Annotated in this window: 20 protein-coding genes; 8 read left to right on the top strand and 12 right to left on the bottom strand. The window is 71.9% G+C overall.

Annotated elements, in window-relative coordinates; translation table 11 throughout:
- Window positions 1-20: 20 nt before the first annotated feature.
- From J8N05_RS08320 to J8N05_RS08300, 5 genes are all read right to left on the bottom strand, one after another.
- Window positions 21-782 carry an ABC transporter permease gene (locus tag J8N05_RS08320; RefSeq protein ID WP_247706200.1) on the bottom strand — a complete coding sequence of 254 codons (762 nt, stop codon included), beginning with the start codon at window positions 780-782 and terminating at the stop codon, window positions 21-23.
- Complete coding sequence (locus J8N05_RS08315; RefSeq protein ID WP_210881797.1) at window positions 779-1750, bottom strand: ATP-binding cassette domain-containing protein; 972 nt, start codon at window positions 1748-1750, stop codon at window positions 779-781. The genes J8N05_RS08320 and J8N05_RS08315 overlap by 4 nt, the downstream gene beginning before the upstream one ends.
- 114 nt (window positions 1751-1864) lie before the next feature.
- Window positions 1865-2506 carry a PadR family transcriptional regulator gene (locus J8N05_RS08310; protein WP_210881796.1) on the bottom strand — a complete coding sequence of 214 codons (642 nt, stop codon included), beginning with the start codon at window positions 2504-2506 and terminating at the stop codon, window positions 1865-1867.
- A 103-nt stretch (window positions 2507-2609) separates the two neighbouring features.
- Entirely contained in the window at window positions 2610-4073 is a 1464-nt protein-coding gene (locus J8N05_RS08305) for an aldehyde dehydrogenase family protein (RefSeq protein ID WP_210881795.1), read from the bottom strand.
- A gap of 80 nt (window positions 4074-4153) precedes the next feature.
- Window positions 4154-4978 carry a helix-turn-helix domain-containing protein gene (locus J8N05_RS08300; protein WP_210890075.1) on the bottom strand — a complete coding sequence of 275 codons (825 nt, stop codon included), beginning with the start codon at window positions 4976-4978 and terminating at the stop codon, window positions 4154-4156.
- 344 nt (window positions 4979-5322) lie between these two features.
- On the opposite strand from J8N05_RS08300, the gene J8N05_RS08295 reads away from it, so the two are divergent.
- The gene (locus J8N05_RS08295; protein ID WP_210881794.1) at window positions 5323-5820 is read left to right on the top strand and encodes an ATP-binding protein; all 498 of its coding nucleotides are present in this window, start codon (window positions 5323-5325) and stop codon (window positions 5818-5820) included.
- 147 nt (window positions 5821-5967) lie between these two features.
- On the opposite strand, the gene J8N05_RS08290 is transcribed toward J8N05_RS08295, so the two are convergent.
- From J8N05_RS08290 to rpmG, 5 genes are all read right to left on the bottom strand, one after another.
- Window positions 5968-6210 carry a DUF397 domain-containing protein gene (locus tag J8N05_RS08290; RefSeq protein WP_079103477.1) on the bottom strand — a complete coding sequence of 81 codons (243 nt, stop codon included), beginning with the start codon at window positions 6208-6210 and terminating at the stop codon, window positions 5968-5970.
- Window positions 6211-6599: 389 nt separating this feature from the next.
- Window positions 6600-6851, bottom strand: coding sequence for a 30S ribosomal protein S18 (gene rpsR / locus J8N05_RS08285; protein ID WP_210881793.1), 252 nt, complete (start codon window positions 6849-6851; stop codon window positions 6600-6602).
- Between the two features lie 4 nt (window positions 6852-6855).
- Entirely contained in the window at window positions 6856-8010 is a 1155-nt protein-coding gene (locus tag J8N05_RS08280) for a GTP-binding protein (RefSeq protein WP_210881792.1), read from the bottom strand.
- Window positions 8010-8276, bottom strand: coding sequence for a type B 50S ribosomal protein L31 (locus J8N05_RS08275; protein ID WP_210881791.1), 267 nt, complete (start codon window positions 8274-8276; stop codon window positions 8010-8012). Before J8N05_RS08275 ends, J8N05_RS08280 begins: the two co-directional genes overlap by 1 nt.
- A 5-nt stretch (window positions 8277-8281) precedes the next feature.
- Window positions 8282-8446 carry a 50S ribosomal protein L33 gene (rpmG, locus tag J8N05_RS08270; protein WP_100568502.1) on the bottom strand — a complete coding sequence of 55 codons (165 nt, stop codon included), beginning with the start codon at window positions 8444-8446 and terminating at the stop codon, window positions 8282-8284.
- A gap of 74 nt (window positions 8447-8520) precedes the next feature.
- Here rpmG and rpmB point away from each other — a divergent pair, with 74 nt between their 5' ends.
- The 3 genes from rpmB (at window position 8521) to J8N05_RS08255 (ending at window position 10307) form a co-directional block, all read left to right on the top strand.
- Window positions 8521-8757: a 50S ribosomal protein L28 gene (rpmB, locus tag J8N05_RS08265; protein ID WP_210881790.1), complete on the top strand. Its 237-nt coding sequence runs from the start codon at window positions 8521-8523 to the stop codon at window positions 8755-8757.
- The gene (gene rpsN, locus J8N05_RS08260; protein ID WP_210881789.1) at window positions 8757-9062 is read left to right on the top strand and encodes a 30S ribosomal protein S14; all 306 of its coding nucleotides are present in this window, start codon (window positions 8757-8759) and stop codon (window positions 9060-9062) included. Before rpmB ends, rpsN begins: the two co-directional genes overlap by 1 nt.
- A 735-nt stretch (window positions 9063-9797) precedes the next feature.
- Entirely contained in the window at window positions 9798-10307 is a 510-nt protein-coding gene (locus J8N05_RS08255; RefSeq protein ID WP_210881788.1) for a hypothetical protein, read from the top strand.
- Here the strand turns inward: J8N05_RS08255 and J8N05_RS08250 are convergent.
- Entirely contained in the window at window positions 10285-12477 is a 2193-nt protein-coding gene (locus tag J8N05_RS08250) for an FUSC family protein (RefSeq protein ID WP_210881787.1), read from the bottom strand. The genes J8N05_RS08255 and J8N05_RS08250 overlap by 23 nt on opposite strands.
- Before the next feature lie 144 nt (window positions 12478-12621).
- Here J8N05_RS08250 and J8N05_RS08245 point away from each other — a divergent pair, with 144 nt between their 5' ends.
- Entirely contained in the window at window positions 12622-13176 is a 555-nt protein-coding gene (locus J8N05_RS08245; RefSeq protein WP_210881786.1) for a DUF4232 domain-containing protein, read from the top strand.
- Window positions 13177-13512: 336 nt separating this feature from the next.
- Here J8N05_RS08245 and J8N05_RS08240 read toward each other — a convergent pair whose 3' ends face one another.
- Window positions 13513-14700 carry a DUF2786 domain-containing protein gene (locus J8N05_RS08240; protein WP_210881785.1) on the bottom strand — a complete coding sequence of 396 codons (1188 nt, stop codon included), beginning with the start codon at window positions 14698-14700 and terminating at the stop codon, window positions 13513-13515.
- A gap of 132 nt (window positions 14701-14832) precedes the next feature.
- Here J8N05_RS08240 and J8N05_RS08235 point away from each other — a divergent pair, with 132 nt between their 5' ends.
- The 3 genes from J8N05_RS08235 to J8N05_RS08225 all read left to right on the top strand — a co-directional run bounded on the left by J8N05_RS08235 (window position 14833) and on the right by J8N05_RS08225 (window position 18140).
- Entirely contained in the window at window positions 14833-15462 is a 630-nt protein-coding gene (locus J8N05_RS08235; RefSeq protein ID WP_210881784.1) for a LysE family translocator, read from the top strand.
- A 103-nt stretch (window positions 15463-15565) separates the two neighbouring features.
- Window positions 15566-16291 carry a Clp protease N-terminal domain-containing protein gene (locus tag J8N05_RS08230; protein ID WP_210881783.1) on the top strand — a complete coding sequence of 242 codons (726 nt, stop codon included), beginning with the start codon at window positions 15566-15568 and terminating at the stop codon, window positions 16289-16291.
- A gap of 127 nt (window positions 16292-16418) precedes the next feature.
- The gene (locus J8N05_RS08225) at window positions 16419-18140 is read left to right on the top strand and encodes a bifunctional 3'-5' exonuclease/DNA polymerase (RefSeq protein ID WP_210881782.1); all 1722 of its coding nucleotides are present in this window, start codon (window positions 16419-16421) and stop codon (window positions 18138-18140) included.
- Window positions 18141-18189 lie beyond the last annotated feature (49 nt).

Genomic DNA, 18189 nt, shown 5'->3' with positions numbered 1-18189 from the left:
TGTCCGGCCCGCATGTCCGGTTACTTGCTGAGCGCCGCGAACTTCCGTACCGCCAACGGGAAGAACACCGCCAGCAGGACCAGCGGCCAGGCCACCGCCGCCCAGACGTGGCCCGTCTCCGCGCCCGGCGAGCCGAACAGGTCGCGTACCGCCGTGGCCGTCTGCGACAGCGGGTTCCACTCGACGAACGTGGCCAGCCAGTCCGGCATGGACTCGGGGGTCGCGATGGCGTTGGAGAGGAAGCCGACGGGCCAGACCAGGATCTGCACGGCCTGCACCATCTCCGGTCTGCCCGCCACCATCGCCAGCAGGATGCCGATCCACAGCATCGCGAACCGCAGCAGCAGAAGCAGGCCCACGGCGCCGAGGAAAGCGCCGGACGTGCCGTGCGCGCGCCAGCCGAGCGCGTACCCGACGCCCATCAGCACGAGCAGGCCGAGCGCCGACTGGAGCATGTCGGCGACGGAACGGCCCACCAGGACAGCCCCGTTGGCCATCGGCATCGAGCGGAAGCGGTCGATCACCCCCTTGTTGAGGTCCTGGGTGACGGCCAGCATCGTGCCCTCCAGGCCGAAGGCCATGGTCAGCGCGAACATGCCGGGCACCAGGAAGTCGACGTAGTCGCCCTCGACGCCCCGGCCGCCGCCGATCAGATAGCTGAACATCAGCAGCAGCATCACCGGGAAGACCAGCCCGAACAGGACCTGGACCGGCTGCCGCGCCCAGTGGGCGAGTTCGCGGCGGGTCATGACCCAGGAATCGCTCAGCGCGTACGTGCTCACACCGCCTCCTTCACGGGGTCGGGGCCGGGGCCGAGGTCGCCGTCCGCGGTCAGCCGCAGGAAGACCTCGTCCAGCGTCGGCCGCCGCAGCGCCACGTCCTCCGCCTCTATCCCGGCCTCCTCCAGGGCCCGTACGACCCCGGCGAGCGCCTTCATGCGGTCCACCACCGGGGCGCTCAGCAGCCGCCGGTCCACGTCGACCGAGATCTCCGCCCTGGCGAGCGGCAGCAGGGCGACCGCGGCCCCCAGCTGGCCGCCGTCCCGCAGCACCACGTCGATACGGTCGCCGCCCGCCAGCGCCTTCAGTTCGTTCGCCGTGCCGCCCGCGGCGATCCGCCCCCGGTCGAGGAGCGAGATCCCGTCGGCGAGCTGGTCCGCCTCCTCCAGGTACTGCGTGGTGAGCAGCACCGTCGTACCGCCGCCGACCAGGGAGCGCACCGCCTCCCACACCTCGGTCCGGCCCCGCGGGTCGAGGCCCGTGGTCGGCTCGTCCAGGAAGAGCACCTCCGGTTCGGTGATGAGCGAGGCGGCCAGATCCAGGCGCCGCCGCATACCGCCGCTGTACCGCTTCACCGCCTTGCGGCCCGTGTCCGCGAGGCCGAAGCGCTCCAGGAGCTCGTCGGCCCGCACGCGCGCGTGGCGGGCGCCCAGGTGGTAGAGCCGTCCGAACATCTCCAGGTTCTGGTGTCCGCCCAGTTCCTCGTCGAGCGCCGCGTGCTGGCCGAGCAGGCCGATCCGGCGGCGTACCTCCCGTGCCCCGGTCACCACGTCGTGTCCGGCCACCTCCACCCGGCCCCCGCCGGGCCGCAGCAGCGTGGACAGGATCCTGACCAGGGTCGTCTTGCCCGCGCCGTTGGGGCCGAGCAGCGCGTGCACCGTGCCGCGCGCGACCCGCAGGTCGAGCCCGTCCAGCGCGTACGTGTCCCCGTACCGCTTCCGAACGCCCTCGACGACGATCACGTCAGTCATCGGGCTCCCTCCGTGTACAGACGATTCCCCTACAGGAACCCGCCTGGGTACTCAAACTTGACTACCAATTCACCGACGGAGGGTACGCCCGCGCAAGGCTTTGGTCAAACTTGATTAACCAGCGTCTTCCGGATGGGTCACTCCCGTGCTGTACGGGTTCTCCTCACCCTCCGGGAGCACCCCGACGAACGGCTCGCCCTCCCCCGCGAAGGTGTACGCGCCGCCCTTGATCCGCTGGATCAGACCGCGGGTCCACTCGGCGCCGCTGTCGGCGGAGTGGACCCAGAAGTTCATGATCTCGCCGATGTGGCCGAGCTGGCCGGGCCCGTCGTCCGGCACATAGTGCTCGGTGACGGCCGTGCGCCACTCCTCGATGCCCCGCACCCGCTCCTCCAGGAGTTCGAGCGCCTCGTCACGGCCGAGGTCCACCACGAAGCCGAGCGCCGCGGACAGGACGTCCGGCTTCTGGTCGTACGAGGTCAGGGACTCGCGCAGCAGGGTGAGGTACTCCTGCGTGCCCTTCTCCGTGATCTCGTACTCCGTGCGCGGCGGGCCGCCGACCGTGGAGGGCGCGATCTCGTGGGCGATCAGCATGCCCTGCTTCGCCATCTGCTTGAGCGCGTGGTAGATCGAGCCCGGCTTGGCGTTGGACCACTCGTGGGCGCCCCAGTACTCCAGGTCGTTGCGCACCTGGTAGCCGTGGGCCCGGCCGTGCTGACGTACGGCGCCGAGGACGAGGAGGCGGATCGCTGACATGCGGTCAAGCCTAGGGCCGCCCCGCGCGCCGGGCCCACCGGACCCGGCGCGGACCTGTCGACCCTGGAACCGCCCGGTTCCGAGCGGTTCCGAGGGGAACCGCTCAGAACGGGAAGAAGCTGCGGCCGTGCTGGACCGAGATCCACTTCTGGGTGGTGAACGCCTCGACCGTGGCCTCGCCGTTCAGCCGGCCCACGCCCGAGGACTTCTCGCCGCCGAAGGCGACCAGCGGCTCGTCGTGCACGGTGCCGTCGTTCACATGGAACATGCCCGTGTCGATCCGCCGGGCGAAGGAGACACCGCGCTCGACGTCGGCGGTGTGCACGGCGCCGCTCAGCCCGTACGGGGTGTCGTTGACGATCCGTACCGCCTCCTCCTCGCCGTCGAACGGCACGAGGAGCGCGACGGGGCCGAAGATCTCCTGCCGGAGGATGTCGGAGGCGGCGGGCAGACCGGTCAGGACGGTCGGCTCGACGAGGTTGTCGGTGGTGGTGCCCCGCACGAGCGCGGTCGCGCCCTCGGCGAGCGCCTGGCTCACGACGGACGAGAGAGCGTCCGCCTGGGAGGAGTTGATGACCGGGCCGATGACGGTCTCCGGGTCGCTCGGGTCGCCGACCTTGAGGGACTTCACCTTGGCCACGAACTTCTCGGTGAACTCCGTCTCGACCGAGCGGTCCACGAGGATGCGGTTCGCGGCCATGCAGACCTGGCCCTGGTGCACGAACCGGCTGAAGACCGCGGCGTCCACGGCGTAGTCGACGTCCGCGTCGTCCAGGACCACCAGGGCGCTGTTGCCGCCCAGTTCGAGGATCGAGCGCTTGAACTGCGCGGCGCAGACGGTCGCGACATGGCGGCCGACCTTGTCGGACCCGGTGAAGGAGATGACCTTCGGGACCGGGTGCTCCAGGAAGGCGTCGCCGATCTCCGCGATGTCGGTGATCACCACGTTGAGCAGACCGGCGGGCAGACCGGCGTCCTCGAAGATCTTCGCGACCAGGGAACCGCCCACGATCGGGGTGTTCTGGTGCGGCTTGAGGACCACGCCGTTGCCGAGGGCCAGGGCGGGCGCCACGGACTTCAGGGACAGCAGGAAGGGGAAGTTGAAGGGGCTGATCACACCGACGACGCCGACCGGGACGAGGTAGAGGCGGTTCTCCTTGGTGTCGCCGGGCGAGGGGATGATCTTCCCCTCGGGCCGCAGCGCCAGGTTGACCGACTCGCGCAGGAACTCCTTGGCGAGGTGCAGTTCGAAGCCGGCCTTCAGCCGGGTGCCGCCCAGTTCGGCGACGATCACCTCGGCGATCTCCTGCTCGCGCTCCTCGACGATCCGCAGCGCCTTCTCGAAAACGGCCCGCCGCGCGTACGGGTTCGTCGCCGCCCATTCCCTCTGGGCGCGGGAGGCGGCCCGGTAGGCCTCGTCCACCTCGTCGACCGTGGCTATCGTGATCGAGGCCAGCTTCTCGCCGTCGTACGGATTGAAGTCGATGATGTCCCAGGACCCGGTACCCGGACGCCATCGGCCGTCGATGTACTGCTGAGCCAGGTCGGTGAAGTAGGACGACGACATGTGATCCCTCAATCCCTTGCTGCCCGAGGCAACAGCCCATGCATCTTCACGGTCTGATCACAAGTCATCGTACGGGTGTTTCAACTGAGTTGGAGCAGTCCTCTGAGCAAATCGCGGCTCTCGTCGGGGCCGGGACTGTCCTGCTGGAGCTCCTTCATCGCCTTCTCGTACTGGGCGACGTCCTCGCGCTTGTCCAGATACAGCGCGCTGGTGAGCTGCTCCAGGTAGACCACGTCGGACAGATCGGACTCGGGGAAGCTGAGCACCGTGAAGGCGCCGCTCTCCCCCGCGTGCCCGCCGAAGCTGAACGGCATGACCTGGAGCCGTACGTTCGGGCGCTGGGAGATGTCGATGAGGTGCTGGAGCTGACCGCGCATCACGCTCCGGTCGCCGTACGGCCGCCGCAGCGCCGCCTCGTCCAGCACCACGTGGAACTCGGGCGCGCTCTCCGCCACGAGGTACTTCTGGCGCTCCAGGCGCAGCGCCACGCGCCGCTCGATGTCGGCCCCGCTCGCGCCTCTCATGCCCCGGGTGACGACCGCGTGGGCGTACGCCTCGGTCTGCAGCAGCCCGTGCACGAACTGCACCTCGTACGAGCGGATGTGGGCCGCGGCCCCCTCCAGACCGACATAGGTCGGGAACCAGCTGGGCAGGACGTCAGAGTAACTGTGCCACCAGCCCGCGACATTGGCCTCCTTGGCGAGCGACAGCAGTGACTTGCGCTCCGCCTCGTCGGCGATCCCGTAGAGCGTCAGCAGATCCTCGACGTCTCTCGTCTTGAAGCTCACCCGGCCCAACTCCATACGGCTGATCTTCGATTCGGAGGCTCGGATCGAGTAACCGGCCTTCTCACGGGTGATCCCACGCGATTCGCGCAGCCGCCTCAGATGTGAGCCGAGCAGCATGCGCCGTACCACCGATCCCGACTCCTGCGCGCTCACGTTCGCCAGCCTCCCCAACCCGTCTTCAAGGGCCGCAGTCTGCCACTAAAACACTTCAAGCAGTACTCGTTCGGTTACAGAAACGGCAAGCTTTCAGGGGAGTTACACAGAAAACGACAAGGAGAAGACCAGCCAGACCGAGAAATCTGGCGCAGAGTTGGCGGAAAAAAGCACCAAGAAGCGGCACGGGAAGGTCCAATTCGGGCGCGTGCACGTGCATCTGCCCTTGCATCTGCCGAACGCAGACGGAACGATGGTCTCGCGCCACCGCTGCATCGCAACGACCGCGAACCCCGGGAGTGCCTCGCATGGGGACGAATGGATCGACCATGCTGGAGCCTTTAAGGCAGGGGCTTCCGCCACTGGACCCGGCGGCCGTCTCCAACGCCGCCTCCTGCGCCCTCCCGCCCCGTTACGAAGCGGTGCGCGACGCACGGCAGTTCACCCGCCGCACGCTCGACCAGTGGGACGTGGGCAACCGCTTCGACGACATCTGTCTGGTGGTCTCGGAACTCGTCACCAACGCGCTGCGGCACGCGCTGCCCGCGGACACCCCCCGCTCCGCCGACCAGGACCCGCCCGTGCGGCTGCACCTGATGCGGTGGACCGAGAGACTGGTGTGCGCGGTGCGCGACCCCAGCCACGACAGCCCGGTCGCGGGCGACTCCGACGACTTCTCGGCGGAGTCGGGACGCGGCCTGTTCCTGGTCGAGTCCTTCGCCGACGGCTGGGGATGGCATCCGCTGGCCAACACGCTCAACGGCAAGGTCGTGTGGGCGCTGTTCCGCCTGGGGCCCTCGGCGTGACGAACCGCGGCGCTTTTTTCGCGCCGCGGTTCTACGCGCGTTACGGGCCCCCGGGGCCTTCGGGGACCGTGGCGCGCCGCGGGGCGCACGGCAAGAAGGCCGTATACACCCCTGTACATCCCGACGCGCCTCTGGCAGCCGTCGGCGTCAGCCCGCTATCAGGTGGTCGAACTCGCCGTCCTTGATGCCCAGGAGCATGGCCTCGATCTCCGCACGGGTGTAGACGAGGGCCGGGCCGTCGGGGAAGCGCGAGTTGCGCACGGCCACCTCGCCGCCGGGCAGCCGGGCGAACTCCACGCAGGAGCCCTGCGAGTTGCTGTGCCGGCTCTTCTGCCAGGCCGCCTCGTGCAGCTCCGTGGCAGCCATGCCGTTGTACACGTCGTGGTCCACAGGTCGCTCCCCGATGGTGCATTGGCTTCTTCTGTTGCCATAGATGCAATGGTCAACTGCCCCGGATCATAGCTGTCTTCACATGCAGATGCATGGGCAGATGCACGTGCACGGGGGGTGTTCTCCTGGTTACAGGTTTGACGGTCGCGAAGCCCGAATCGTTCCAACTCCGCGCCCGGTCAATGGAGGAGACGCACACCGGGCCGTTCCTGTTCCGAAACGGGCCCGCCCCGCCCGAAGAATGAACGGGCGGGGCGGGGCCGGCGGGAAAGCCGGGGCGGTAGGGGCCCTGGAGGCCACGGGGACCTGGGGAGACCTGGAGGAACCTGGAGAACAGCGGGGCTGCGAGGGCTTCCCGGAAACTGCCGACACCCCCGGGGCTGCCGGGACTAGCGCGACGCGTAGGGCAGCAGAGCCATCTCGCGGGCGTTCTTGATCGCGCGGGCCAGCCGTCGCTGCTGCCGGGCCGAGACCCGGGTGACCCTGCGACTGCGAATCTTTCCGCGGTCGGAGAGGAACCTCCGCAGAAGGTCCGTGTCCTTGTAGTCGATGTACGTGATCTTCGCCGCGTCCAACGGGTTCGGGCGGGGCGGGGACGGCTTGCGTCCGGGGTTGCGGGCGCCACCGGTTTCACGGGCCATGGGGTCAGACCTCCAGGAGGGTGTCGAAAGCGGGCGGGAGCCGTTTCCAGGCGGTGCGGCCGGCGGCGTACTCCGTGTCGGTCAGCAGGCAGGACTCCAGGAGCAGTTCCAGCCCGTCGCGGTCCAGGCCCGGCGAGGTGAAGACGAGGTGCTGGCAGCAGTCGCCGTGCTCGGGGTGCCAGTCGAGCGCGGCGGCGGCCCGGCGTACCGGCGGCTCCAGGTCCCAGGCCGCGTCCGGCAGGGACGCCATCCAGGGCCCGGCGCTCTCCACGCACAGGGCGCCGCCGGCCGCGTCCCAGTGCAGCAGGGTGTCGGGCCGGTCCGCGAGCCAGAAACGGCCCCGGCTGCGCGCGGCGGCGCAGGCCAGGTCCTCCAGCGCCGCGTAGAGCCGTTCCGGGTGGAACGGCCGGCTCCGGTGCCACACGAGCGTGGTGACCCCGCACTCGTCCGCCTCGGCGGGCAGCAGCGCGCAGGCCGGATGCTGGGCCGCGGCGGCCGACTCCACGTCGAAGCCGGCGAGTGCGGCGGTGGCGAGGGGTGAGGGGGTGACCGGGGAGGGGCCGGGCTCGGTGGGATCGATCGCGATACGGCGGGCGGTCGGGTGGAGCTGGGCCAGCAGGGCGCGGTCCTCGTCGTCGGCCTCCGCCGAGTCGGCGAGGGCCAGGACCGGGGCGTACTCCAGCTGACGGGCGAAGGTGTCGGCGATGGTGCGCTGGTCGGTCGCGGCGGCGGCGAGGCCCGCGTCGGCGAGGTCGTCGCCGTTGCCGAGGTAGGGGAGCACCAGCGCGGGGTCGACCGCGGTGATGACGCCCGTCAGGCGGAGTCCGGCGCTCGCGACCACCTCGGCCATCGCCTTCGGCTCGACCGAGTCCCAGAGCTCGACGACCGCGAGCCGGGTCACGCCGTCCGCCGCGAGCCGCTCCAGCTCCGGGACCAGGTCCTCGCGCAGGGCGCAGCACGCGCAGTCGTTGACCAGCGGCGCCTCACCGGCCGAGACGATGCCGGTGCGGTCGCGGACGGTCCGTACCACCGTGCCCTTCGCGGCCGTGGCGAGGTCGTGGTGCAGCGCCACGGCGCCCGGCACGTCGGCGAGCAGCCGTCCGACGGCCTGCCTGCGCGCGTCGGCGTGCAGGCCGCCGACGACGGCGACGGACAGCATCAGCGCTCCCCGCGCTGTTCGCCGCGCTTGCCGAAGCGGCGTTCGAAGCGCTCCACGCGGCCGGCCGTGTCCAGGACGCGGGCCGTGCCCGTGTAGAAGGGGTGGCTCACGTTCGAGATCTCGACGTCGACGACCGGGTACGTGTTGCCGTCCTCCCAGTCGATCGTCTTCTCGCTCGTCATGGTCGAGCCGGTCAGGAAGGCGTGGTTCGCGGCCCGGTCCCGGAAGACGACGGGCCCGTACGCCGGGTGGATTCCCTCGCGCATGGCGCTCAGCGCTCCTCTCGGAAGTCGACGTGCCGGCCTGCGACCGGGTCGTACTTGCGCAGGGTCAGGCGGTCGGGGTCGTTGCGGCGGTTCTTGCGGGTGACGTACGTGTAGCCGGTCCCGGCCGTGGACCGGAGTTTGACGACCGGGCGGAGTTCGTTGCGTGCCATGTGGCTAGTATATGAAAACGACTCCCATTACCAATAACGGGAATGGGAGAGATCGAGAGAGGTACGTCACTCACATGTCCGCGCACTGCATGCTGACCGGGGCCCGGCCGGGCTTCGGCAACTCCATCTCCCACTCGCACCGGCGTACGTCGCGCCGCTTCGACCCGAACATCCAGAGCAAGCGGTACTGGTTGCCGGGCGAGGGGCGGTTCGTACGGCTGAGGCTGAGCGCCAAGGGCATCAAGACGGTCGACGTCATCGGCGTCGAGGCCGCGGTGGCGCGGATCCGGGCCCGCGGGGTGAAGGTCTGATGGCGAAGAAGAGCAAGATCGCGAAGAACGAGGCGCGGCGGGTGGTGGTGGCGCGGTACGCCGTGCGGCGGGCCGAGCTGAAGGAGATCGTGCGCCGGCCGTCCTCCACGGAGGCGGAACGGCTGGCCGCCGGGCGGGAACTGCGGCGGCAGCCGCGGGATGCTGCGGCGGGGCGGGTCCGTAACCGGGACGCGGTGGACGGGCGCCCCCGGGGCTACTACCGGGCATTCGGAATCTCCCGGGTGACCCTGCGGGCGCTGGCACACGGGGGCTTCCTGCCGGGGGTTCGGAAGTCTTCCTGGTAGGGGGTGGGGCCTGGCCGGCCGGGGGTTCGCTTCGGCTGCGGCCTGGTGGGGCCCGGGGTGCGGCGTGCGGCGGGCCTCTGGGGTGGGGTGGCCGGGGCTGCGTTTCGGCTGCGGCCCGGTGGGGGCTGGTCGCGCAGTTCCCCGCGCCCCTGAAAACGGACGGGTGGGGGCCGGGGTGCGCCGTGCGGCGGGCGCCTGGGGTGGGGTGGCCGGGGCTGCATTCCGGCTGCGGGCCGGTGGGGGCTGGTCGCGCAGTTCCCCGCGCCCCTAAAAGCAGACGGGTGGGGGCCGGGGTGCGCAGTTCCCCGACCCCCTAAAAGCGGGGCGGCGGGGAGGGACGCGCGTCACGTAGTGGGGCCGTGGGAGTGGGCCCGCTCCGGCAGGCCCACTCAGGGGCGCGGGGAACTGCGCGGCCAGCCCCCGCCGGCCGACAGCCGAAGTAACCACAGCACGGCCCGCCCCCTCAGGGGCGCGAGGAACTGCGCGGTCGGCCCCCGTCGGCCCGCAGCCAAAGTGCCCTCGCACAGCCCCGCCCCTTCAGGGGCGCGGGGAACTGCGCGGCCAGCCCCCACCGGCCGACAGCCGAAGTAACCACAGCACGGCCCGCCCCCTCAGGGGCGCGAGGAACTGCGCAACCCCGGCCCCCACCGGCCCGCGCCCCGCAGGCTCGCGCCTACTGCTGGTAACTTGCAGCGGTTGGACCCGTCCCGCCCCGCCAGACCCCTGGAGGCCTCAGTGACTTCGGCGACCTTCCCGCGTACGCGCAAGCACGCGCGCATCGCGGCCGCAGCCGCAGGGCTGGCGGTCGCGCTCGCCCTGACGACGGGCTGCAGCAGCGACGGCGATGGCGGTGATGGTGGTGGTGACAAGGATTCCTCGTCCACGGCCAGCGCCGAACCTACCGCGTCCGCGGACACCGGCACCGCCGAAGCCGGCGACCTGGACGGCAACTGGCTGACCACCAAGGGCGGCAAGGCAGTGGCCCTGGTGATCACCGGCAAGCAGGCGGGCCTGTTCTCGACGAGCGGTTCCATCTGCAGCGGCACCGCGGCCGAGACCTCGGACATGCGCATGATCACCCTGAAGTGCACGGACGGGAACAAGGACCGCTCCGAGGGCATGGTGGACTCCGTCGACTCCACCACCCTGAAGGTCACCTGGGACGGCTTCGGCTCGGAGACGTACACCAGGTCCGAGGGCGAGGGCCTGCCGCCCGGACTGCCTACGGCGAGCCTGGGCTCCTGACACCGCCCGTCCCCGTGCCGGTCTTCGTGACCGGCTCCGCGACCGCCGACGTCCCGTCGAGCGTCATGGGCGGCACGGCGGTGTCGAGCGCCTCGGAGAGCTCGGTCAGCGCGTCGAGGACGAGCCGCGCCGGGACGAGCAGGGCTTCCTCCCCGTCCGGCGGCTCCGTCTCCCAGGCCGCCACGGCGGCCCGTACCGCCTCCCAGTCCGGCACCCGGCGCTCCCGGATGCCCTTCGCCCCCTGCCGAGTGGACTCGCGCAGGGCCTCGGCGAGTCCGGCGGCCGCCGGGACCGGGGTCGCGCCGCGATCCGGAAGATGGGCTTCCAGAAGCATGGCCACGCGGCCCAGCTGGGCGAGCGCGTCCTCGGCGTCGTCGGCGGCGGTCCGCGAGAGGCCGCGGTGGCGGACCGGCTCGGCGGTGGCGCGGGCCACGGCCGTGTGCCAGGCCGCGCGGGCGGTGCGCGCGGTGAGCAGGGCCTCACGGACGTCCGGGGCGTTCCGCAGGGCCGGATCGGCGTAGGCGTCGAAGACCATGGCCGCGTAACGGCCCTGCGTGGCCAGCCAGTCCGCGAGGCGGGTGCGCAGCCGCGGGGTCTCCCACGCCGGGTAGACGGCGTACGCGATCATCGCCAGCAGTCCGCCGAGCAGGGTGAGCAGGACGCGTTCGGGCACGGTCTGCGTCCACTGTTCGCCGCCCATGCCGAGCAGGAAGACGACGTACGCGGCGATGCAGCCCTGGGCGGCGAACTGGCCCGTCCGCATCAGCAGATACATGAGCGCGGCGCTCACCACGGCGAGGGCGCCGGAGAGGTACGTGCCCGGGTCGGCGAGCCGCACCACCGCCGTGGCGACGGCCACGCCGACGACGGTGCCGCCGAGCCGCGCGACGGCCCTGCTGTACGTCTGGGAGAAGTCCGGGCGCATGACCATGACCGAGGTCAGCGGGGCCCAGTAACCGTGACCGAGGGGCAGCGCGGTGCCGAGTACGTATCCGGCGGCGGCGACCGCGGACACCCGCGTGGCGTGCCGGGTGATCGGGGAGCCCCTGCGGAGTTCCTTGCGCATGGCCCTGAGCGCGGTGGGGATCAGGGCGAGCAGGGTGGGGCGGCTGCGGCTGCCGGGGCGGTGGGACGGGGCGGCCGGGGCGATGCCGACGAGCGGGGTCCGGTCGGTGCCCTTCGGTGTGCTGCCGCCCGCCGTCTCCAGCACGTCCTGGAGGAGGGTGTTGAGGCGGGACGCCGCGCGATAGGGGCGGCCGGTGAGGATGCTCCCGGTGTCCGGGGTGCGGAAGGTCGCCAGGGCCGCGCCCGGCACGGTGACGGGCTCGCCCCGGCGGATCGAGTGGGCGGCCACGTCGAGGATGGCGCCGGCGGCGGCGAGCAGTTCACGGACGCGGTCGCGGGCGTGCCCCTCCGCCGGTACGCCCATCGCCGGGTCGGCCAGCGAGGCGAGTACCGGGCGGATGCGTTCGGCGATGCCACGGGCGCCGTGCAGTTCGGCGGGGCGGCGGCGGGCCTGGCGGGGTGTGACGGCGGCGGCGTTGCGGGCCTCCATCAGGGGCAGCGGGTCGAAGGACGCGACGGGGTCGTGGCGCAGCCGCCGCGCGTAGTCCGCCTCGGCGGCCAGGGCGTCGGCGAGCGCGTCACGGTGGGCGCCCCAGCGGCGTACGGGGAAGAGCACGATCAGCGCGGCCTGGACGACACCGCCCACGATCATCATGGCGGCGTGGCCCGCGGCCTGGGCCACGGAGGTCGGCAGGGTGACCGTCACGAGCATGATCGCCACGTTCGAGGAGGCGATCAGGCCGATGGTCGGGCCCGCGGCCCAACTCATCCCCGCGGCGAACGTCCAGACCACCAGCAGGGCGAGGAACAGCGGTTCCCGGGAGATCGTCAGATAGCCGAGGAAGGTGGAGACGGCGAGGCTCGTACCGGAGGCGAGGGCCAGTTCGGGGCGGGGGCGCCAGCTGCGCTGGAACGTGGCGATCGCCGCCTGGAACGCGCCGAACGCCGAACTCGCGGCGGCGGCCGGGCCGAAGGCCCACAGGCTGACCGCGATCACGATCGCGAGCCCCACCGCTCCGCGCACCGCGACGAGAGGTTCGAGCCGTGTCTTCTCCACGGCGAGCCCCGAGCGCGCGGTGTCCTTAAGCGCTCGTCGCCAGCTCACTGCGCCAGCGTACGGGAGGGGCCACAGAGGCGGAGGATCCATGATGATCTACGGATACCGTCATCACTCCGCAGCACCATCACGTCACCATCACGTTGAGCAGTACCAGCATCAGCCGTACGACCCTGAGGCCAGAGGACATCCATGCGCACCCTGCCGATCGCCGTCACCGCTCTCGCGGCGACGCTCGCCCTGACCCTGACCGCCTGCGGTGGCGACGACGGTGGCGGCGGTGACGACAAATCCAGCGGGTCCGGGAAGGACTCTTCCTCGTCCGCCTGCGCGGCCGGCGAGCTGAGCCAGGAGGTCGTCGCCAGCGAGGCCCCGGCCGCGGGCGACACCGGGACCGTCTCCGTCAGCCTCACGAACGGCTCCGGAGCCGACTGCACGCTCAAGGGCTTCCCGACCGTCGGCCTGGACGCCGGCGGCACCGCCCTGTCCGTCGCGCAGGAGAAGGCCGCGGAGCCGGAGAAGCTGACGGTGAAGAAGGACGAGACGGTCGGCTTCACGATCACGTACGTCCGCGGGCCCGCGGGGGACGCCGGGAAGGCCGCCGCGGTGACGACCGCGAAGTTCGCTCTGCCGGGGGCCGAGGGGGAGCTGTCCTTCGCCTGGAAGTACGGCGAGGTGGCGCTCCGCGGCGCGGGCGGGAGCGAGCCGGACGCGTCCGTCACTCCGCTGCAGCGGACGGGGGACTGAGCGTCGCGGTTCGCCTGCCGGCCGGTGGGGGCTGGGCGCGCCGTTCCCCGCGCCCCTGACGGGGCGGGGGTGAGCGTTGCGGTTCGTCTGCCGGCCGGTGGGGGCTGGGCGCGCCGTTCCCCGCGCCCCTGACGGGGTGAGGGTGAGCGTCGTGGTGCGTCCGCGGGGCGGTGGGGGCTGGGCGCGCAGTTCCCCGCGCCCCTGACGGGGTGGGGGTGAGCGTTGTGGTTCGCCTGCCGGCCGGTGGGGGTTGGGCGCGCCGTTCCTCGCGCCGCTGACGAGGTGGGGACTCAGCGTCGGGGTCGGGCCGGCGGCCCGTCGGGGACGGGGCGAGGGTCAGGGGGAGTGCAGTCGTTTGTGGGGGCCGACCTGGGCTCGGTCCGCTGCTGCCGCTCCCTCATGCCAGCCGGCCTCGTCGGATATCCCGCGCAGCCGGGTCGTGACCGTGTCCGGGAACATGCGTTCCGTCTCGTCCGTGACCGCGACGTCGCGCGCCGCGAGGACCGGCAGCGACTCCCCCGCCGTGGCGGCCACCTGGCCCTCGGCCGCGTCGGCCAGCCGGTCGCCGATGCGATGCGCGTACGCGGCGAGGAACGACTGCCGGAAGGACTTCGTACGCTTCCTGCCGCCCGCGCGCTGGGCCGCCTCCGCCTTCGTCATCGCGGCCGTGGCCTGCACGAGGAGCGAGGTGTGGAGGAGTTCGACCGCCTCCAGGTCCGGTTCGAAGCCGACGACGGTGGAGAAGCCGAAGGCCTCGTTCCACACCGCGCGGCAGCGGTTCGCCCCGGCCACCGCGTCGAGGAGGACGGCCTTGGCGGTCTCGTACGGCGGATCGACGCCGATCCGGCAGGCGCCGGGCGCGTCCTTGGCGTGCGTACGCGCCGCGAGCAGCGCCTCGTCGATGCTGTGCCGCGCCATCAGCTCCTGCGCTTTGGCGCTCAGCGCCTCCGCCTCCTCCGGGAACCCGGTCGCCTCCGCCTTGGCGAGGAGCGCGCGGATACGGGTGAGCATGCGGGTGACCCGTGGAACGGCGGAGCCCTCGGATGCACGGGACGCACGGGGCGAACGGGGCGAACGGGGTGCGTGGGGTACGTGTGCGTCCAGCGGCTCCAAGGTGGGGAGCCGCAGCAGCAGCCGGTACAGCTCCAGAGCCGCGGTCGCGTACCGGAAACGGTCCGGGCGGTCCGGGCGGTCGGAGCCGTCGGAACGCTTCAGCTCTTCCAGTTGCGCCGTCCAGCGCGGAGCCCGGGGCGTACGGTCCCGGTCGGCCTCGGCGAGGACCAGTCGCGCCGCGAGGCGTTCGTGCACGTCGTCCAGCTCGCGCCGCACGATCCGTACGACGTCCGCTGGCTGCCAGCCGCGCCGCCAGGCCGCCGCGACGAACTCCTCGCCACGACGGGCGAGTTCGGCGTCGGAGGCGGGGTCGGCGGCGAGCAGGGAGGCACCGGTGTCGAGGGCCGCGTCGGAGTCGGCGTAGAGCGCGGCCGCGAAGGCGCGCTCCACCGTGGAGGACGTACTACTCATGCGTCGATCGTGCCATGGCAGGGGCGACGGTCGACCGGCCCGGAGATCCGCCCCGGGCCCCGACGCCGGCCCGGCCGTCTCAGCGGGTGAAAATCGCTCGACCCGTCGACCGGCGGGCCCGAGCATGCCCCCATGGTCGACACCTCTCTGTACGCAGCGTTCCTGGTCACCGCGCTCGCGCTCATGGTGAGCCCCGGCCCCGACATGATGTTCATCGTGGCGATGGGGGGCCGGGGCGGACCGGTCACGGGCGTGATGGCCGCGGCGGGCGTCGCCACGGCGATGCTCGTGCACTCGGTCGCCGCGATGTTGGGCCTGTCCGCCCTGTTCACGGCGCTGCCGACGCTGTACCACGTACTGCGCTGGGCCGGTGCGGCCTACCTCTTGTACCTCGCGGTCAAGGCCTTCCGGGACCGCTCGGTGCCGGTCGAGGAGGGTGCCGCCGTCGGTCCGGGCCGGCGGCGGGCCTTCTGGCAGGGGGCGGTCACCAACCTGCTCAACCCCAAGGTGATCCTCTTCAACGTGGCGTTCCTGCCGCAGTTCGTGAACCCCGGACTCGGCCATGTGATGGGCCAGTTCTTCGTCCTCGGCGTCACCATCGTGGTCATGGGCTTCGTTTTCGACGCCTCCGTAGGACTGCTCTCCGGCCGCCTCTCCGACCTGCTGCGGCGCAGCCGCCGGGTCGCCCGGGCGCTCAACGTCTTCAGCGGCACGGTGTTCACGGGCCTGGCCGTACGCCTGCTCGTGGCATCCCCTAAGTAGCCGAACGGACCGGGGCGGATCGGATCGGGGCGGATCAGGGTGGCCCGGAATGCACTGTCAACGCGAGGTTGACACCCCCACACCGTCAACCTACGGTTGACACATGACCACGAATCCACGTGCCACCACCTCCGTACGCCTCGACGACCTCATCGAGGCCATCAAGAAGGTTCACGAAGACGCCCTCGACCAGCTCCAGGACGCGGTGATCGCCGCGGACCACCTCGGCGACGTGGCCGACCATCTGATCGGCCACTTCGTGGACCAGGCCCGGCGTTCGGGCGCCTCCTGGACGGACATCGGCAGGAGCATGGGGGTCACCCGGCAGGCGGCCCAGAAACGGTTCGTACCGAAGGCCGAGTCGGACCTCGACCCGAGCCAGGGCTTCAGCCGCTACACGCCACGCGCCAGGAACATCGTGGTGACCTCGCAGGAAGAGGCCAGGAACGCCGAGAACGACCAGATTCGCACCGAGCACCTGGTCCTCGGCCTGGTCGGCGAACCGGAGGGGCTCGGGGCGAAGGCGATCACCGCGCAGGGCGTCACCCTGGACGCCGTACGCGAGGCCGCGAGCGCCGGTCTCCCGCCGCGCGCGGAGACCATGCCCGCACTCGTCCCCTTCGACGCCGGCGCCAAGAAGGTCCTCGAACTCACCTTCCGCGAGGCCCTGCGCCTGGGCCACAACTACATCGGTACGGAGCACATCCTGCTCGCCCTCCTGGAGCACGAGGCCGGTACGGGCCTGCTGAGCGGACTCGGCATCACCAAGACGGCGACCGAGGCGGACATCGCGAAGTCGCTGGAAGAGCTGAAGAAGCCCCTCCAGTAGGCCCTGGTCACCGCCCTCCCGGGGGCGCGGGGAACTGCGCGGTCCACCCCCACGCACCCGCACCCGCACCCGCACCCGACGAGGCCGCTGAGGCCGGATTGTCAGACCCTCCTGCGAGACTCGCGTCATGACCGGACGGTGGGCTCTCGCGCCGGCCGAGGACGGCGGCGCCGAGCTCGCCCCCCTCGGCCCCGACGGGCTGCCCGCCGGACCGCTCCTGCGGGAGCCGGACCTGGCCGAGTCCGTACGCTCCCGTCCGGACGTCACCCGCTGGGTGTGGCGGGCGACGGCGGAGGTCTACCCACGGCTGCGCGCCGAGGGCGTCCGGGTGGAGCGGTGTTACGACCTGGAGGCCGCCGAGAGCCTCCTGCTCGGCCACGAGGGACGGCTCGGCGAACCCCGTTCGGCCGCCGCCGCCCTGGCCAGGCTGCACGGCGGCCCCGTACCGCCCGATCCTCCGCAGCGTTCGGCGGAGCCCGGCTCGCAGTCCTCCCTCTTCGAGCCGCGCCCCGTCCACGTACCGCTGGCCCAGCTCATCGAGGTGTACGGGGACCAGCAGCGCAGACACGACGCGACCGCGCGGCCCGAGCGGATGCGGCTGCTCACGGCCTCCGAGTCGGCGGGCACGCTCGTGGCGACCGAGATGAACGAGACAGGGCTGCCGTGGAGCACCGACGTACACCGGGAGGTCCTGCACGAACTGCTCGGCGAGCGGTACGCGGGCGGGGGCGAGCCACGGCGGCTGGCCGAGCTGACGGAGGAGGTGTCGGCCGCGTTCGGCCGCCGGGTCCGGCCCGACCTGCCCGCGGACGTCGTCAAGGCGTTCGCGCAGGCCGGGATCAAGGTGAGGTCCACGCGGCGCTGGGAGATCGAGTCCATCGACCATCCGGCCGTGAAGCCACTGATCGAGTACAAGAAGCTGTACCGGATCTGGGTCGCCCACGGCTGGTCGTGGCTCCAGGACTGGGTGCGGGACGGGCGGTTCAGACCGGAGTACCAGGCGGGCGGCACCGTCACCGGCCGCTGGGTGACCAACGGCGGCGGCGCGCTGCAGATCCCCAAGGTCATACGCAGGGCCGCGGTCGCCGACCCCGGCTGGCGGCTCGTCGTGGCGGACGCCGACCAGATGGAGCCGCGCGTACTGGCCGCGATCTCCCGCGACCCCGGTCTGATGGAGGTGGCGGGCCGCGAGAGCGACCTCTACCAGTCCGTCTCCGACCGGGCCTTCTCCGGCGACCGCGCCCAGGCGAAGCTCGCCGTCCTCGGCGCGATCTACGGCCAGACGTCCGGCGACGGCCTCAAGAACCTCGCGCTGCTGCGCCGCCGCTTCCCCAAGGCGGTGGCGTACGTGGACGACGCGGCCCGCGCGGGCGAGGAGGGCCGGCTCGTACGGACCTGGCTCGGCCGCACCTGCCCACCGGCGGCGGGATCGGACTCCTCGGGCGAGGAGGCGGGGATCCCGGACAGCGAGGAGGCCGGCGAACAGGTCGGCGGTCCGGGCGAGGGGGCCGAGCCGGGGGGCGCCCAGGACTGGGTGCCCGGTTACGCGTCCAGCAACTCCCGGGCGCGGGGCCGCTTCGCCCGTAACTTCGTGGTGCAGGGCAGTGCCGCCGACTGGACCCTTCTCGTGCTCGCCGGGCTCCGGCGCACCTGCCGGGACATGGCGGCCGAGCTGGTCTTCTTCCAGCACGACGAGGTGATGGTGCACTGCCCGGAGGAGGAGGCCGACGCGGTGGTCGAGGCCATCCGGGAGGCGGCGGAGGAGGCGGGACGGCTGACGTTCGGTCGGACGCCGGTGCGATTCCCGTTCACCACGGCGGTGGTGAAGTGCTACGCGGACGCGAAGTGAGTACGCCGGGCGAGCACACCGGGCGGCGCGTACGGGCTGCGCACGCCGG

It is taken from the genome of Streptomyces liliiviolaceus (assembly GCF_018070025.1).
Classification (GTDB): domain Bacteria; phylum Actinomycetota; class Actinomycetes; order Streptomycetales; family Streptomycetaceae; genus Streptomyces; species Streptomyces liliiviolaceus.
This window is presented reverse-complemented; position numbering and strand designations above follow the sequence as displayed.